We start from the raw sequence: 17,248 nt of genomic DNA, 5'->3' as shown, positions 1-17,248 counted from the left end.
ACATGAGGAACGGTCAGCCTCATCCGGGTGACCCGCAGGCGGAAGACTCAGGCGATTTTGCCGGTGAATTGGATGGCTTTGACCGGCTGTGGACGCCCCACCGCTGGGTCTACATCCAGGGAGATCACAAGCCTGCGGACTCGTCAGCAGGAGAATGCCCCTTCTGCGCGGCGCCGGACAAGACAGATGAAGAGGCACTGATCGTTCACCGCGGACGCACCTGCTTCGTATTGATGAATCTGTTCCCCTACAACTCCGGCCACATGCTCGTGTGCCCGTACCGCCACGTTGCCGACTACACGGATTTGACGGACGAGGAACGCATCGAGCTGGGCGAGCTGACCGCCACGGCCATGCGTGTGGAACGTGAGACGGCGGGTGCGCAGGGCTTCAACCTGGGCATGAACCAGGGACAGGTTGCCGGAGCCGGAATCGCCGCGCACCTGCATCAGCACGTGGTGCCCCGATGGGGAGGAGACTCAAACTTTCTGCCGATCGTGGCCCGCTCACGTGCACTCCCCGAACTGCTCGGTGATGCGCGGCAGCGTCTGGCCAAGGCGTGGCCTCAGGGAGATGACAAGTAGATGCTCGGTAACCATGGCAGGTCGGTGGCGACGACGATCTTCACACCTTTCGCCAAACTTCTGCATCGCCTTCACGTCACACCGAATATGGTGACAGCAACATCGACGACACTGGTCGTCATGATTTCCTGTGCGGTGCTGGCACGCGGCTACGTCTGGCAGGCTGGCGTCATACTCGGCGTGATCCTGTTTTGTGATTCCGTTGATGGAGTGCTTGCACGCTACAGCGGACAGACCTCACGGTTTGGCGCGTTCCTGGATTCGACGATGGACCGCCTCGGTGACGGGGCAGTGTTCGGTGCGCTGCTGGTCAATGCCGTATTCCACCTGGAGCCTTCACCTGAACGCACGACCGCGATCATCGCCGGAACGGTCGCGATGGTGGGCGTGGCAGCCGTTCCCTATGCCCGTGCCAAGGCTGAAATTATGGGGATTACCGCGTCGGTCGGTATAGCTGAACGCACTGACCGACTCATCATCGCGCTGGTGTGCGCAGCCCTGACCGATTGGAACCTGTGGTCGTGGTTCTACCCGATCGGACTGATATGGGTGGCATTCGCCTCGCTTATCACGGTGACGCAGCGCGTGCTGTACACGAAGAAGCAGATCGAGGCAGGCGACGCGGGTGAGTAACGCCTGGCAGCTGTCAGCATTTCGCCTCGCTCCGCGCCTGCCACGTTCACTTCTGTTCGGTGCGGCACGAACGGCAGGTGACATCGTCGCCGCACTCCCGCTAGACGTGACGGCGCGGCTGCGCTCCAACCACGAGCGAGTCGCCGGGCATTCGCTCCCTTCGAGCCACGTGCGCCAGGCCGTCCGACTGAGCGCGCAGACCTACGCCGAACAATTCGCGCTCACACACCTCATTGACGGCAACTTGGATGACATGGTGGACGTGCCGCGGATGGACATGCTGCGCGAACTGGCTGCTGACGGCCCCGTTGTGCTCGCCCTCGCACATGCCGGAAACTGGGACCTGGCCGGCGCATGGATGTGCCGCAACGGCCTTCCCGTGTTGACCGTGGCTGAAAAGCTTGACCCACCGGAATTGTTCCAGGCATTTGTCGACCTGCGCGAAGACCTCGGTATGGAAATTATCGGGGTGGGGAAGAAGGAATCCGTCTTTCACCAGCTCGCTGCCCAGGCGAAGGGACGCGCCAACCTTCTGGTACCGCTGCTGGCAGACCGCGATATTTCAGGCAGAGGCGTTGACGTTGATTTTGGAGGCCGCCGCGCACTTGTCGCAGCAGGCCCCGCAGCTTTGGCACAGCGCCTGAACCGCCCACTGGCAGCCGCGATGATCTATCACACCACAGGTAGCCACATTCGCATCGATATTTCCGACGTGATCGACAATCCCGGCGCTACCCAACCGCGTACCAGTGTGGAAACACACACCCAGGCGTGGGTCGACGCGCTTGTCCCTATGATTCGTGAACATCTGGCACACTGGCACATGATGCAACCGCTATTTGTCGACGACCTCGATCCAGAACGCCTGGCCAGGGCCCGCCGACGCGTCGAGGACTCACAGTGAAAATCGGAATCGTCAACCCCTACGCATGGGACGTGCCTGGAGGCGTCCAGTTCCACGTGCGTGACCTTGCTGAAGAGCTTATCCGCCGAGGCCACACCGTCTCCGTTCTGACTCCGGCCAGACACGACACAGACTTACCGAGCTGGGCCGTCGGCGCGGGTGAGACCATTCCGATCCCCTTCAACGGGTCCGTCGCACGCCTCTCATTTACTCCACGTTCAGCCGTACGCACCAGGAAATGGCTCGACGAGGGCGACTTCGATGTCGTCCATATCCATGAACCAGGGGTGCCATCTGTGTCCTTCCTGGCCTTGATCAATGCGGATGTGCCCATGGTGGGAACGTTCCATTCAGCAATGGAGCGCTCCTACGCCAGGGAAATCACCGCGGGCATGATCCGCCCCCTCATGGAGCGCCTGAGTGCGCGCATCGCAGTGTCGGCTGAAGCGCGCCGCACCCTGATCGAACACCATGGTGGTGACGCTGTGATTATCCCCAACGGCGTTGAGACGGAGAACTTCCGTCGCGCTCAGCCGCTGCCACAGTGGGAAGCCACCCAGCACAGGCCGGTGGTCGTCTTCTTGGGACGCCTCGATGAGCCGCGGAAAGGACTGGGCATCTTTGCCGGTGCGATCCGCACAGTGCTTGAACACGTCCCCGGGGCGCGCTTTATGATCGCAGGACGCGGCGATGCCGGCCAGATACGAACCGATCTGGAAGGCCTGGGAGACTCAGTGGAGTTCCTGGGCGAAATTACGGACGAGGAAAAAGAATCACTGCTGGCTGGCGCGACAATCTATGTTGCTCCGCAAACAGGGGGAGAATCCTTCGGCATTGTGCTGGTCGAAGCGATGGCTGCAGGGTGTGCCGTCGTCGCATCCGATATTGAAGCTTTCCGAGCCGTTCTCAACAATGGTGACGCCGGAATGTTGTTCCACAGCGGCGATTCAGCTGCACTGGCGGACGCCCTCGTCAATGCCTTGAGCGACGCGGACGCTTTGGACGAACTTGCCGTACGAGGGCAGGCCGCATCAGCCGCCTATGACTGGTCGACCGTCACTGATCGCATTATGGCTGTGTACCAGACCGTTGTGGCCGGGGCGCGTGAAGATCCTGGCAGGCAGAACGCCTTGTCGCTCATGCGTGGCGGACGGCTGCGGGAGGTTGACCAATGAGCCTGTGGCAGTGGATCCTCCTGGCCGGTGTCATCGTGGTTGTGGCGGTATTGATCTGGCAGTGCGTCATGTTGGCTGGGCGCCTGGACAGGTTGCATTGGCGCGTGACGATGTCACGCGTCGCCCTCGACACGCATTTGATCAGACGAGCCGTCGATGCAGGGCTGCTGGCGGCCAGCGGACTGGCAGGACAGGGAAGCGCCGACTTGGACGATGCTGCCGCGCGCTGCCTGGCGTTGAGCGGAACCCCACTGGTGGCTGACGATTTCGACCGCAAGCGTGACATTGACGGACTGTCTGACGGCGATGCGCAGATGGCTGCAAGACGTCTGAATGCCGAGTCGGCCCTGTCGCGACAGATTCGTGCGTGCATGACACCCCAGCTGCGCGACGAGGCGCGTGACGATGCCGATGCTGCACACCTGATCAGCGCACTCGACGCGTCGCACTACCGCGTGCATGTGGCTCGTTCAGTGCATAATCTAGACGTGACACAAATTAGGCGACTGCGTGCTCATCCGTTGGTGCGCATCGCTCACCTGTACGGCCATGCACGAGTGCCATCGAGCATCGACTTCGACGACGCGTAGTAACTAAAGGCGGTGAGACCCGTGAGCGAGCAACGTGTGAAGTGGGGAGGTCCCGGCGAGGACTACCGCCTTGCCAGGATTGGTCGCGTCGGCGGGAATCAGTGGGCTGACGCCCCGGCAGGCGCGCCGGCAACGGGTGTGCCCAGTCCGCAGGAAGTCGCTCCCGTATGGTCTCCGCCCATGCGCAAGCGCTCGATTGCGTGGTTTGAAATCATTTTCACCATTGTTGGCGTGGCGGCACTGGGTTTTGCGCTGTTCGGATACGTGCGCACCGGTGGTTTACCGTCAACAGTTCTGACCGGAGTGCTGGCATTGATTCCCTTGGGATTCATCATCGCAGTGCTGCGTTTTATTGATCGCTGGGAACCCGAACCGTGGGTCGCGATGCTCGTGACCTTCGTGTGGGGAGCGGGAGCTGCAGCAGTGGTGGCGATGGTGATCAACACTGCGCTGCAGACGAACATCCAGTTGATCACCGGGCACTCAGGCCTGACGATGGTAGCTACGGCCTCGATCGTGGCACCCATCGTGGAAGAGACCCTCAAGGGTGCGGGCGTGGTGTTTGTTCTGGCCTGGCGACGTCACCGCATCAACTCGCTGATTGACGGTATCGTCTACGCCGGAATGGCAGGCGCAGGTTTCGCGTTTATCGAGAACATCCAGTACTTCCTGCGCAGCTCAGAAGAGGGCCAACTGATGATCACGTGGTTCCTGCGCGGCATCATGAGCCCGTTCCTGCATCCGATGGCCACCTCGTTCATCGGGCTGGCGGCAGCGTGGGGCGTGGTGCGCCACAAGTCGGGTCTCGCATGGGTCTGGACCTTGCCGCTGGGGTGGATCGTCGCGGTCCTCATCCACGGATCGTGGAACTACCTGGCCAGCACGTCGATGGAACGGTGGTTCGTGTTTTACCTCTTCGTCGAGGTCCCGATTTTCATCGCGTGGATCGTCGCGCTGCTGGTCATGTCCGCGCGGCAGGCGCGCACCATTGCCAACGGGTTGGAGCCCTATGTGCGTACCGGATGGATCCTGCCGGGCGAAGTGACAATGGTGGTCAACCGCGGTGCCCGCCGTTCAGCCGTTAGGTGGGCAGCTCAGGGCGGTCGCGCTGCCAAACGCGCCATGAAGAATTTCCAGCGACTGGCTGCCGCATTGGGAATGGATGAAATGATCCACCGTAAGGCGGGCAGGCACGCAGATCGCGTGGCACAGGATCAGGACATGCTGCAGCAGTTGATCGCGTCCCGAGACGTGTTCCTGACGCGCACGCGCAGTGCTCACGCCAACAGGCAGATTGGACGATAACGAGTGAGTGACCTTGGACCGGAATGGATTCCAGACCAAGACGGCATACCGTTCCGACGCGCTGCCCGCGTAGCCGTATTCGACGAGGACGGCAAGCTACTCCTCGTGCGCGGACACGATTCAGAAAATGTCACACGCTCCTGGTGGTTCACCACAGGAGGCGGGCAGGAAGAAGGCGAAACACTGCAGCAGACGGCGGTGCGCGAAATTCGTGAAGAGACGGGGATCGCCCTGGATCCGACTCGTCTTGTCGGCCCTGTCCTGCATCGGCGCGCGCTGTTCGATTTTCTCAACGTGACAGCGCGCCAGGAGGAATGGTTCTTCGTTGCGCACGTGCACCGCACAGAGTTGAACTGGGACGGCTGGACTGAACTGGAGCGCAGCGTGCTCGATACGATGACGTGGTGGGACTTGGACGATCTTGAGGTCGAAGCCCGAAGAGCGGAAGTCTATCCACGTGACCTGGTCGCGATGGCTCGTCAATGGAAAGACGGGTGGGATGGGACCATGATCGAGCTTGACGAGTCATCCGTCGGGTAAAGTAGCCACCACATCAGCCACTGAGGAGAATGTCATGTATTTGCCCGTAATTCCCACTGTCCGACATGCCGATATGTCCGAGGGTGCAGGACGGTTCTCACCTGTCACGACGAAACTGGTTCAGGACGCGACGCAACTGGGTATTGACACGGCACTGGAGCCTTTCCAGGAAAAGGAGGCGTACGCCCTGACGATCGGTGAGGACGGCACTCATATTCGGGCCATCACCGAGGTTGGTGTGGTGCGCGCCAGCCGCACACTGAATCAGCTCAAGAGAGGCGGAGCTGCGCTGAGCGGAACGATTGTGGACTGGCCCGAATTCGAATGGCGCGGCCTCATGATCGACACTGTACGCCACTTCTTTTCCCTCGATGTCCTCAAGGAGATCGTCGATTTGATGGCAAGCCTGTCACTGAACGTCCTTCACCTGCACGTGAGTGACGACCAGGGGTGGCGAGTCGAAATTCCCGCTCTTCCCGAACTGACGGAAAAATCATCACAGAGTGCCGTGAATGGCGAAGGTGGCGGATACCTGACTGTCGAGCAGTACAACGACCTGCGACGCTACGCGAGTGCCCGCGGAGTTGACGTGGTGCCTGAGGTTGATATGCCGGGACACACCAACGCCGCACTGCACGCGATGCCGGGTCTGAATCCCGACAGTCAGGCGCGGGATGTCTACGAAGGTATCGACGTGGGAATGTCGACGCTGAGCACGCAGGCAGCCGACACCGAACGCTTCATGGACGAAGTGATCGGACAGCTGGCAGCTGACTCGCCGCTCGGTATGCATATCGGCGGCGACGAAAGCCATTCCACACCTCACGACGAGTTCCGCGCCCTGGTCACAATGGCGGTGGAACGCGTTCACGCATGCGGCAGGCGGGCGATCATGTGGCAGGAAGCGGGCGCAATGGCACACGAGGGCGACATCGTGCAGCTGTGGGATACCACCAACAATCATACTGAGGGCGTGCTGGCGGGCGTTGAGCGCGGTGCACGCGTCATCGTGTCGCCTGGACAGAAATCATATCTGGATATGAAAGAGAATGCCGATGAGCCGTGGGGCCAGGACTGGGCCGGGCCTCTACCGTTCCGGACAGCGCTGGAGTGGAATCCGCGCACCGCGCTCGAAGGGCTGGATCCGCGGGCGGTGATCGGTGTTGAAGCATGCGTGTGGGCAGAGTACATCCGCACGCGTGAACAGCTCTTTGAGAAGCTCCTGCCGCGTCTGACTGCCATTGCTGAGGTCGCATGGACCGGCAGTGGTGACGACAAGTGGGAGGAATTCTCCCGGCGCGTCACCTCGCTCACGGAACTGTGGGATGCCAAGCGGCTCACCTGGCACCGTTCAGAAGGCGTCGACTGGAAGTAGCCGAACCTAGAACAGGGCAGCGACGAGCGCGTCGAGGCGACGCACGGCCAGAGAATTGGGAATCGCGTCGCGGACAGCGGACTTGGCGCAAAAAGCGACGCCCCATCCTGCGGCCTGCATCATGGGGATGTCGTTCGCGCCATCACCAATGGCAACGCACCGCGAGGGGGATACTCCCAGCTGAGCTGCCCATTCAGTGAGCTTACGGACCTTCACGTGCGATGTCACGATCTCTCCGAGGACGTGGCCAGTCAGGTGCCCGTCACGCACTTCCAGTCGGTTCGCACAGTAAAAATCGATGCTCAGTCGCGTTGCCAATGGACCGACGACTTCCTCGAACCCGCCGGAGACCACACCAAAGGCACCGCCGGAAACGGAGTGGACACTTTTGATGAGTTGCTTGGCGCCGGGAGTGACGGTGAGGGAGCGGGTAACGTGGCGGAACACGGTCTCAGGGACGCCGGCAAGTGTGGCGACCCGCTCTCGCAAGGACTGCGCAAAATCGATCTCACCGTTCATTGCCCGCGCGGTCACTGCCGCCACTTCCTGACGCGTACCCGCCCACTCGGCAAGTTCTTCGATCACTTCCTGAGCGATCAGCGTTGAATCCACGTCGGTGACGATCAGCGCTGGCCCGCCTTCTTCACGAACAGAAACAGGGACGACCAGAACATCTCCCCACCGTGACAACGCGGCGTGCGCACCGTCAAGATCCAGCATGCCCACACCGTCATCACCCTCGCGCACGCAGGCCACCACGCACGCAGGGACGTCCCCGCCAATCGGGTTCGCCACGAACGGCAATGCTCGCACATGTATTTTTGAACGGCGCACACCGGCAAAATCTGCCAGTGCGCGAACTGCCGGAGCCTCGTACGGAAAACTTGCGACGTCATGCGGGGCAATGACGCAAAGTGCTGCGCCAGCCCGTTGGCTCACTTAGTCACCACCATACCCTTGGGGACGACGGTGATGCCGGACTCGGTGACGGTGAAACCGCGAGCGCGATCATGTTCCAGGTCCACACCGACCGTCGCTCCTTCTTCCACGACGACGTCCTTATCCAGGATCGTCTTGGAGACGATGGAGTGGCGACCCACGCGGGTGTTGCCCATGACGACCGAGTCAGTGACCTGAGCCCACGAGTGCACGTACACGCCAGGCGAAATGATCGAATGGTAAACCTCGCCGCCCGAAACAATCGAGCCGGGGGAGACAAACGAGTCGATGGCGTGCCCCATACGCGAATGCTCATCGCCGTAGACGAACTTTGCCGGCGGCAAGGAGCCATCGATGAGGGTCATCGTCGGCCAGTCGCGGTTATAGAGGTTGAAGATCGGGTGGACGCTGATCAGGTCCATATTCGCGTCGTAGTACGCGTCCAGTGTGCCGACATCGCGCCAGTAGTCGCGGTCCCTCTCTGTGGACCCGGGCACGATGTTGTCCTTGAAATCGTAGACACCGCACTGCTGACGTTCGACGAACCACGGAATGATATTGCCACCCATGTCGTGATTTGAATCCTCGTTTTCCGCGTCTGCACGAAGTGCGGCGACGAGGGCGTCCGTATCGAACACGTAGTTACCCATAGATGCGAGCACTTTGGACGGATCATCCGGCAGACCCTCAGCGTTTTGCGGCTTCTCGAGGAAGTTCTTCACCACGCCGCCTTCGGCGTCGATGACGCCCAGAGCGGGGGCGAGTTCAACCGGTTGGCGGATGCCTGCCACAGTTGCCGGAAGACCGGACTCAATGTGGTGCTCCACCATCTGAGAAAAGTCCATGCGGTAGATGTTGTCGGCACCGATGATCACCATGTAGTCAGGGTGCTCGTCCTCAATGACGTTCAGGGACTGGTAGATCGCGTCGGCACTGCCCAGGTACCAGTGCGGTCCCCGTCGTTGCTGCGCCGGTACGGGAGCAATGAAGTTACCCAGCAACGGCGACATATACCACGTCTTTGTAACATGTCGGTCCAGCGAATGCGACTTGTATTGGGTGAGCACGACGACACGCATGTAGCCGGAGTTGACGATATTGGACAGCGCGAAGTCAATCAGTCGGTAGTTTCCACCAAAAGGTACTGCAGGCTTGGCTCGATCCATGGTCAAGGGCATGAGACGCTTGCCTTCGCCACCCGCAAGAACGATTGCTAGGACATGTTTTTTTGCCATGTCTCAAGGGTAGGCAATAATCAGCGTGAATGTGCGCAAACGACACGAGATGCGCTGCTGTTCGATAAGCTCTCAGTAGGAGGCAGCCATGCGTATAGATTTATTGACACGTGAATATCCGCCGCACGTCTACGGCGGTGCGGGTGTTCACGTGACTGAACTGGCTCGCGTATTGCGAAGCCTAGGTCCTGACATTCGGGTTCACGCATTCGATGGTCCCAGGAAGCCGGGGGACGAGGGTGCCCTCGACGGTGTGCGGGGATACGACGAACTTGCCGAACTGGACGGCGCAAATGCAGCGTTGCGCACACTCGGGGTGGATCTGCAGATGGCGGCCCACACCGACGGAACTGACCTGGTGCATTCGCACACGTGGTACGCCAACTTTGCCGGATATGTGTCGAAGTTGCTGTACGACGTCCCTCACGTTGTTTCCGCACACTCGCTCGAACCGTTGCGCCCGTGGAAGGCCGAGCAGCTGGGCGGTGGCTACCGTCTGTCCAGCTTCGCTGAGCGCATCGCCTACGAGAATGCTGACGCGATCATTGCGGTGTCCAACGGGATGAAAGATGACATCCTGCGCTCGTATCCCAGTGTCGAAGAGGACAGGGTTCACGTCATCTTTAACGGTATCGATCTGAATGAGTGGCGCAAACCCTCCACCGAGGATGAGAAAGCCAACCAGGCGCGCGTGCTCAAGGAATTCGGTATTGATCCTGACCGGCCCACAGTGGTCTTCGTTGGGCGGATTACCCGTCAGAAAGGTCTGCCGTACTTCCTGCGCGCAGCTCGCCAGCTTCCACGAGATGCTCAAATCGTGCTGTGTGCAGGAGCGCCGGACACCAAGGAAATCGCCGCTGAGGTCGACACGTTGGTCAAGGAACTGGCGGCCGACAGAGACGGGGTCGTGCTCATCTCCCAGATGCTGCCGCGAGCCGATCTGTGTGCAATCCTGGACGTGGCGACCGTCTTCATCACTCCGTCTGTGTACGAGCCGCTGGGCATCGTGAACCTGGAGGCTATGGCGATGGAGTTGCCGGTGGTGGGCACACGCACCGGCGGAATTCCCGACGTTATTGTCGAGGGAGAAACCGGCTACCTTGTTCCCATCGAGCAGAAGACTGACGGAACCGGAACCCCCATTGATCCAGAAGCGTTCGAATCTGCGATGGCTGAACGCATCACTGCCGTGCTGGCTGATCCAGGGCAGGCGCGTCAGATGGGCAAAGCCGGCCTGGAGCGGGCGCGCACTGAATTTTCGTGGGACACAATCGGCCAGCAGACACTCGACCTTTATCGCGCGCTGGTGGGCTGATGAGGCAAGGTTCTGGCTACACTGAAGACATGGAGAACGTTGTTGATCTACACGACGTCACGCTTGAGCGCGGCGGATCCCACCTTGTTGATTCCCTGACGCTGTCGACGCATCGCGGTGAACACTGGGTCATTGTTGGCCCGAACGGTGCAGGCAAAACCAGCTTGATCCGACTGATTAGTGGGCGCGAGCGCGCAACCAGCGGTTCCGTGACCATTCTGGGCACGCCGATCGAAGAAGCCGACCCCGGGGAATTGTCCGCGCGCATCGGCTTTGCTTCACAGTCACTGACGGCACGAATCTCAGTGTCCATGCCGGTGCGCATGGCGGTGATGACCGCAGCATGGGGCAGGTCGATTACCTACGGCGAACAGTACGACACTGAGGACGAGGGGCGCGCAGATAACCTGCTGCACCTGTTCGGCGTCTCGCACCTGGCGGAGCGCCGTTTCGGAACGCTGTCAGAAGGGGAGCGCCAACGCGTCGCACTGGCTCGCGCACTCATGGCGGACCCGGAAATTCTGATACTTGACGAACCGAGTGCCGGACTTGATCTGGGGGCGCGTGAACTGTTGGTGGAGGCGCTGACGGAGCTGAGCGGGGATGCTCGTTCACCGCAACTGCTGCTGGTTACCCACCAGATTGAAGAAATTGCACCCGGCTTCACGCACGGCGTGGTGATGTCACAGGGCCACATCGTTGCGAGCGGGCCAATTGAACAGACTTTGACCAGTGAGACCCTGTCGACGGCATTCGATCTGCCGCTGGAGGTCGGTCACGGTGACGGGCGCTGGTGGGCGCGTATGAACAGGGACCGGAAACCCGACAGTTCCCGTCGACACTGAAACGGAGGAAACAGTGGTCTTTTATTGGTGGCTTCTCATCGCACTAGGCTTGGGCATCGTCGAGATGCTGTCACTCGACCTCTTCTTCCTCATGCTGGCTATTTCGGCACTTGCAGGCGGAATTGCCAGCGCTGCCGGAGGGGGAACAGGCGTGCAGGTGGCCGTGTTTGCGGTCGCCAGCCTGCTTCTTCTCCTTCTCGTTCGTCCATGGGCTAAGGCGCATCTGACACGCACGAACCCGAATATTCGAACCAATGCACAAGGGCTGATTGGAACAGACGCCCTCACGCTTACTCGAGTCAACAGAATCGACGGGCGTGCCAAAGTTGCCGGCGATACGTGGAGCGCGCGCTCGGCGGATGGGCGGGAAATCCCCGCCGGCGTCCACGCGCACGTTGTCCGCATCGATGGGGCAACAGCCATTATTGAACGTAACGAACCCCCTATGCAGTGAGAGGCTGTCATAATGTTTAACTCATTCGGGCAGACAATCGGAATGGCGCTGATCTTCCTCATCGTGCTGTTCGTTGTCGTCACCGTAGCCAAGTCAATCCAGGTGGTCCCGCAGTCGCGGGCCCTGGTGGTGGAACGTCTCGGTAAGTTCCAGTCGGTGCTCTACGCCGGACTTCACGTCCTGGTACCTTTCCTTGATCGCATCGCAAGCAAGGTTGACCTGCGTGAACAGGTCCAGTCGTTTCCACCCCAACCTGTCATTACCGCTGACAACGTTGTGGTCTCCATCGATTCGGTCATTTACTACCAGGTCAACGATCCGCGTAGCGCGACCTACGAAATCGCGAACTACATTCAGGCTATCGAGCAGCTCACCGTCACGACGCTGCGTAACGTGATCGGCTCAATGGACCTCGAGCAAACACTGACCAGCCGCGACCAGATCAACTCTCAGCTGCGCGGCGTCCTGGACGAGGCAACCGGCCGCTGGGGTATTCGCGTGAATCGAGTCGAGCTCAAGGCCATCGATCCGCCGCCGTCCATTCAGAACGCGATGGAGCAGCAGCTGCGCGCTGAGCGCGACAAGCGTGCCGCCATTTTGACTGCTGAAGGTGTGCGCCAGTCTCAGATCCTCAAGTCTGAAGGTGACAAGCAGTCCCAGATTCTGCGCGCTGAAGGTGCCGCACAGGCCGCAGTGACGAAAGCTCGCGGTGAATCCGAGGCCATCCAGACCGTGTTCAACGCCATTCACGCCGGCAAGCCGACCCCGGATCTTCTGTCCTACCAGTACCTGCAGATGCTGCCGCGTATCGCTGAAGGTGAAGCATCGAAGGTCTGGGTTGTGCCAACTGAGCTGACAGCCGCCCTCGACGCTGTGGCGAAAGGCTTTTCAGGTGGGGGAACGGATGGAGAATCCGGGCCGGCTAAGCCGACCATGCCGCCCACCCCTGTGAGGCACTCAAGCCAGGCACCGATTGTAGACACCCGTCCCAAAGGGCCGAGCGTCCTCGATGAGCCAACGCAGGCCCGCCCCTCCGAAAAGCTCAAAGACCTGATTGAGCCGATCGAAGATGTGGAGCTGCCTCCAGAGGAGAATGAGAAATAGATGGATCAGTTGTCCGACTCGGTGATGCGTGAAGTTGCCGATCAGGAAATTCGCTTTATCCGCCTGTGGTTCACGGATGTGGCCGGCGTACTCAAATCGCTGGCCATTGATCCAGGTGAATTGGAGGATGCGCTCAGCGAAGGTATCGGCTTTGACGGTTCCTCGATCGAGGGGCTGACACGCGTCCATGAGTCGGACATGCTCCTGAAACCAGATCCCAGCACCTTCCAGGTTTTACCGTGGGGTAGTGAGGACGACAAAGTTGCACGCATGTTGTGCGATGTCCTCACCCCCGACGGTGAGCAGGCCCGATCCGATCCGCGAGGAACGCTGGAACGTACTGTGCAGCGTGCAACCGACATGGGATTCACCGTGATGGTGCATCCCGAGATCGAGTTCTACCTGCTGCATAAGCCTGCAACCCCCGATCACCTCGTTCCCATTGACGGTGCCGGCTATTTCGACCATGTCACGCGATCCATTGCCCACGATTTTCGTCGTCGCCTGGTTCACATGCTCGAAAGCATGGACATCGCCGTCGAACTGTCCCACCACGAGGGCGGCCCTGGGCAAAACGAAGTTGACCTGCGGGCAGTCGATGCGGTTCGGGCAGCCGACAACATCATTACCGCCCGCACGCTCATTGAATACGTGGCACTGAGCGAGGACGTCGTCGCCACGTTTATGCCTAAGCCGTTTGCCGATTACCCCGGCTCAGGCATGCACACCCACCTGTCACTGTTCGAAGGTGACCACAACGCATTTTACGATCCGGCCGGCACGTATCAGCTGTCAGCTACCGGACGCCACTTCATCGCCGGACTGCTGGCGCATGCCCGCGAAATCAGCGCGATCACCAATCAGCACGTCAACTCGTTCAAACGTTTGTGGGGCGGGGGAGAAGCTCCCTGCTACGTGTGCTGGGGTCACAACAATTCATCGGCACTGGTTCGTGTGCCACTGTATAAGCCGGATAAACGGCGCTCAGCGCGGATTGAATACCGCGCACTTGATCCGGCGTGCAACCCCTACCTTGCGCTGTCAGTGCTCATCTCCGCAGGCTTGGATGGCATTGACAAGAAGATGGAGCTCATGCCTGAAGCTGAGGACAACGTGTGGGACCTGTCCGAACACGAACGTCAGGTTCTTGGCATCGATTCCCTGCCCGCCTCCTTGCACAGCGCCCTGGAATGTATGAAGAATTCCGATCTTGTTGCTCAGACCCTGGGTGAAGAAGTCTTCGACTACGTGCTGCGCAACAAGTTCAAGGAATGGGCTGAGTACCGCCACCAGATCACGCCCCAGGAAATCAGACAATTCATTAAGGCCAATTGATGCGCAGCGAGCGCATTGAAGCGCACCTGCGCAGTGCAGGCTTTCACGATGCCCGCACCAGCGCGGACTATTTCAGTCAGCTTCCTGACAGTGCCGACATCTGGATGCGGGCAGCTCAGACCAGTGCCGATCCAGACCTGGTTGCCCTCCAGCTCGTGCGACTGCACGAAGCGGACCCGAATGCTCTGCGCCACGTACTCAACCACGGTGCGGCGCGCCAGCTTGCCGCCGTGATGGGCGCATCGCGTCCCCTCGGCGATTTTATTGTTGCCCACTCTGACGCCATTGACGCGGTGTGGGTCGAGGCATGTGATGCTCGCCAGGTCATCCTCGACGCTCTTGCCTCGGCCACCGCAACAGCAGATGACCTGCGACGAGCGTACAGAAACGTGTTGATTTCGATTGCCGCCACTGACCTGACGGACTCCGACCCGGTTGGGCACTTGCCTGAGGTGGCTGCACGGCTGACCGATGCTGCTGACGCGGCGTTGGAAGGTGCCCTGTTGCTGGCACGGCGCCAGATCGACCCCGATCACACCGTCAAGTTCGCGATCATCGCTATGGGTAAGACGGGGGCGCGTGAACTGAACTATATTTCCGACGTTGACGTCATGTACGTGGTGGGCGTGCAGGAAGGCCAGTCAGAGCGCAGCGTTATTGAAATCGCCACGCGGCTGGCAGCGATGACCGCTCAGGCGTGTTCTGGTGCGGGCAGTGAGCCACCGCTGTGGGCAGTTGACGCCACGCTGCGGCCGGAAGGCCGTGACGGCGCGCTGGTCAGAACCGTCGAATCCTACGTCGCCTACTACCAGTCCTGGGCGCACACCTGGGAGTTCCAGGCACTGCTCAAAGCGCGCCCGGTGGCAGGGGATCGTCATGTCGGACAAGACTTCATTGACGCGATTACTCCATTTGTGTGGTCCGCCGCGGACCGCGAAGGGTTCGTGGACAACGCCCGCACCTTGAGGCAACGCGCCGAAGCCCTGGTCCCGGCTGCGGACAGCGACCGGGAACTTAAACTCGGTGCCGGAGGACTTCGGGACGTCGAATTTACGATTCAGCTGCTCCAGCTTGTTCACGGGCGCACAGACGAATCGATCCGTATTGCCGACACCGTCGGAGCAATCCGGGCACTGTCCGACGGAGGATATGTTGCCCGAACGGATGCGCGCGACCTGACGCACTGCTACTGCTTCCTGCGCACTGTTGAGCACCGGGCCCAGCTGGCACGCATGCGCAGAACACACATGATCCCCTCATCAGGACACGAACTGCGGCGTATTGCCCGAGCGTTGGGGCCGGAGCTCATGAGCGCGGAAAACCTCATCGACACCGTGGACGGCGTGCGTGAGCGCGTCCGCAAGCTGCATGACGATATGTTCTACCGGCCGATTATTGCGGCCACCGCCCGCCTGGCTCCCGACGAAGCCGCGCTGGATCTGGAGGCTGCCAAGGCTCGTTTGGCGGCGCTGGGGTATCTGGATCCTGCCGGAGCGCTCGGTCATATCAAAGCTCTGACACACGGCACGTCACGCCGTGCCACCATTCAACGCCACCTGTTGCCTGTCTTTATGACGTGGCTTGGGCACGGAGCTGACCCTGACCTCGGGCTGTTGAACTTCCGTACCCTGTCCGAACGCATCGGCGATTCGCATTGGTACCTGTCGCTTCTGCGCGATTCAGGTCTGGCGGCCTCACGACTGTGCGAACTCTTGCCGTCCTCACGCTGGGTTGCCTCCGCTCTTGCTGAGTTGCCTGAAGCAGTGCAGTGGCTTGACGGTGATGAGCAGCTCAAAGCGCGCGACCGTCAGCGCCTGATCAACGAGGTGGACGCGCTTATCTCGCGACACAGCGACACTGAACAGGCCATGTGGCGCGTGCAGGCGGTACGTGTACGTGAAGTGACGCGCGCAGCCCTGGGAGATGCACTGGCACATGTTGCCCCTGTGCGAACCGCCATTGCGGACGCTTCGGATGTGGCGCTTCATGGCGCACTGACTATCGCGACTCGCCAGTGGAGCAGTGAGCACGCAGACGCGCAGCCGCCACGCCTGGCTTTTGTTGCGATGGGTTCATACGGCGGACGCGAATCTTCGCTGATGTCCGACGCCGACATTATTGCCGTTCACGAGGGGGACGCCGGTGCCGCCGTTGACATCACCATGCGCGTGAAAAAGCTGCTCAGCTCTGTCCACGAGGGATCGGGGCTGAGCGTGGATATGGATCTGCGACCGGAAGGAAAATCCGGGCCAGTTTCGCGCACGGTGAGCTCCTATGAGGAGTATTACCAGCGGTGGGGATCAGTATGGGAACGTCAGGCACTGTTACGAGCCAGACCCGCAGCAGGTGACGGGGAGCTGCTGGCCGACTTCTTTGCCGCCATTGATCCGATCCGCTACGATCAGTCACCCTCGGACGCTGATATCCAGCAGATTCGCCTGCTGAAAGCTCGAATGGAACGCGAGCGACTGCCTCGTGGCATTGAGCCGACGCGGCATGTCAAACTTGGCGTGGGGGGAATGAGCGACGTGGAGTGGGTCGTGCAGCTCATGCAGATGCGTCACGTTCACAGCTGTGAGGAGCTGCGCACCACTTCCACGCAGCGCGCGCTGGCGGTCCTACGACACAGCAACCTGATCAGCGGAGAGGACGCTGATGACCTGGATCGCGCGTGGAGTTTAGCTCGACGCATCCGTACGGGAAACGTGCTGGCAACCGGGCGCACATCCGGGGTCAAAATCGACGTGCTGGCGCGCTCGGGTGCGAAACTGGCTTCGCTGGCGCACTTGTTAGGATATGGGGCAGGCGGCTATCACGCCCTGGAAGAGGACTGGCTGCGTGCGGCCCGGCGTTCACGGGATGTGATGGAACGGCTCTTCTGGTCAGACTCACGGTGAATGGCATCTTGAGGAAGT

Annotated in this window: 16 protein-coding genes; 14 read left to right on the top strand and 2 right to left on the bottom strand. The window is 60.6% G+C overall.

Annotation, left to right across the window (positions count from 1 at the left end):
* Positions 1-2 precede the first annotated feature (2 nt).
* Genes AC1EJ1_RS03900 through AC1EJ1_RS03865 form a run of 8 tightly spaced genes read left to right on the top strand, consistent with a single transcriptional unit; the run spans position 3 to position 7,106 of the window.
* The gene (locus tag AC1EJ1_RS03900) at positions 3-584 is read left to right on the top strand and encodes an HIT family protein (protein ID WP_285014196.1); all 582 of its coding nucleotides are present in this window, start codon (positions 3-5) and stop codon (positions 582-584) included.
* Positions 585-1,217 carry a phosphatidylinositol phosphate synthase gene (pgsA, locus tag AC1EJ1_RS03895; protein WP_058236594.1) on the top strand — a complete coding sequence of 211 codons (633 nt, stop codon included), beginning with the start codon at positions 585-587 and terminating at the stop codon, positions 1,215-1,217. It abuts the gene before it with no gap.
* Entirely contained in the window at positions 1,210-2,121 is a 912-nt protein-coding gene (locus AC1EJ1_RS03890) for a phosphatidylinositol mannoside acyltransferase (protein ID WP_480295350.1), read from the top strand. The genes pgsA and AC1EJ1_RS03890 overlap by 8 nt, the downstream gene beginning before the upstream one ends.
* The gene (locus AC1EJ1_RS03885; protein ID WP_480293964.1) at positions 2,118-3,296 is read left to right on the top strand and encodes a glycosyltransferase family 4 protein; all 1,179 of its coding nucleotides are present in this window, start codon (positions 2,118-2,120) and stop codon (positions 3,294-3,296) included. The genes AC1EJ1_RS03890 and AC1EJ1_RS03885 overlap by 4 nt, the downstream gene beginning before the upstream one ends.
* Positions 3,293-3,886: a hypothetical protein gene (locus tag AC1EJ1_RS03880; RefSeq protein ID WP_058236597.1), complete on the top strand. Its 594-nt coding sequence runs from the start codon at positions 3,293-3,295 to the stop codon at positions 3,884-3,886. The genes AC1EJ1_RS03885 and AC1EJ1_RS03880 overlap by 4 nt, the downstream gene beginning before the upstream one ends.
* Before the next feature lie 21 nt (positions 3,887-3,907).
* The gene (locus AC1EJ1_RS03875) at positions 3,908-5,191 is read left to right on the top strand and encodes a PrsW family intramembrane metalloprotease (protein WP_074026159.1); all 1,284 of its coding nucleotides are present in this window, start codon (positions 3,908-3,910) and stop codon (positions 5,189-5,191) included.
* 3 nt (positions 5,192-5,194) lie between these two features.
* Positions 5,195-5,731: an NUDIX hydrolase gene (locus AC1EJ1_RS03870; RefSeq protein WP_285014191.1), complete on the top strand. Its 537-nt coding sequence runs from the start codon at positions 5,195-5,197 to the stop codon at positions 5,729-5,731.
* A 34-nt stretch (positions 5,732-5,765) separates the two neighbouring features.
* The gene (locus AC1EJ1_RS03865; RefSeq protein WP_285014189.1) at positions 5,766-7,106 is read left to right on the top strand and encodes a family 20 glycosylhydrolase; all 1,341 of its coding nucleotides are present in this window, start codon (positions 5,766-5,768) and stop codon (positions 7,104-7,106) included.
* 6 nt (positions 7,107-7,112) lie between these two features.
* On the opposite strand, the gene serB is transcribed toward AC1EJ1_RS03865, so the two are convergent.
* Entirely contained in the window at positions 7,113-7,775 is a 663-nt protein-coding gene (gene serB / locus AC1EJ1_RS03860; RefSeq protein ID WP_070726769.1) for a phosphoserine phosphatase SerB, read from the bottom strand.
* A 266-nt stretch (positions 7,776-8,041) separates the two neighbouring features.
* A complete protein-coding gene (glgC, locus tag AC1EJ1_RS03855; protein ID WP_285014187.1) occupies positions 8,042-9,280 on the bottom strand; it encodes a glucose-1-phosphate adenylyltransferase in 1,239 nt (412 codons plus the stop codon).
* Positions 9,281-9,368: 88 nt separating this feature from the next.
* On the opposite strand from glgC, the gene glgA reads away from it, so the two are divergent.
* The 6 genes from glgA to AC1EJ1_RS03825 are packed head-to-tail and all read left to right on the top strand — an operon-like array spanning position 9,369 to position 17,230.
* Positions 9,369-10,595 (top strand): glycogen synthase, encoded by a 1,227-nt coding sequence (gene glgA, locus AC1EJ1_RS03850; RefSeq protein WP_285014185.1) that lies wholly within the window; start codon positions 9,369-9,371, stop codon positions 10,593-10,595.
* A 29-nt stretch (positions 10,596-10,624) separates the two neighbouring features.
* Entirely contained in the window at positions 10,625-11,440 is an 816-nt protein-coding gene (locus AC1EJ1_RS03845) for an ABC transporter ATP-binding protein (protein ID WP_285014182.1), read from the top strand.
* A 13-nt stretch (positions 11,441-11,453) separates the two neighbouring features.
* Complete coding sequence (locus AC1EJ1_RS03840) at positions 11,454-11,894, top strand: NfeD family protein (protein ID WP_058236603.1); 441 nt, start codon at positions 11,454-11,456, stop codon at positions 11,892-11,894.
* 12 nt (positions 11,895-11,906) lie between these two features.
* Positions 11,907-12,998 carry an SPFH domain-containing protein gene (locus AC1EJ1_RS03835; protein WP_285014180.1) on the top strand — a complete coding sequence of 364 codons (1,092 nt, stop codon included), beginning with the start codon at positions 11,907-11,909 and terminating at the stop codon, positions 12,996-12,998.
* Positions 12,999-14,333, top strand: coding sequence for a glutamine synthetase family protein (locus AC1EJ1_RS03830; protein WP_058236604.1), 1,335 nt, complete (start codon positions 12,999-13,001; stop codon positions 14,331-14,333).
* Positions 14,333-17,230: a bifunctional [glutamine synthetase] adenylyltransferase/[glutamine synthetase]-adenylyl-L-tyrosine phosphorylase gene (locus tag AC1EJ1_RS03825; protein ID WP_480295349.1), complete on the top strand. Its 2,898-nt coding sequence runs from the start codon at positions 14,333-14,335 to the stop codon at positions 17,228-17,230. Before AC1EJ1_RS03830 ends, AC1EJ1_RS03825 begins: the two co-directional genes overlap by 1 nt.
* The last annotated feature ends 18 nt before the right edge of the window (positions 17,231-17,248 follow it).

The organism is Pauljensenia sp. C0170B4, from assembly GCF_056590235.1.
The sequence above is the reverse complement of the archived record's forward strand: the minus strand, read 5'-3'. Positions and strand labels throughout refer to the sequence as shown.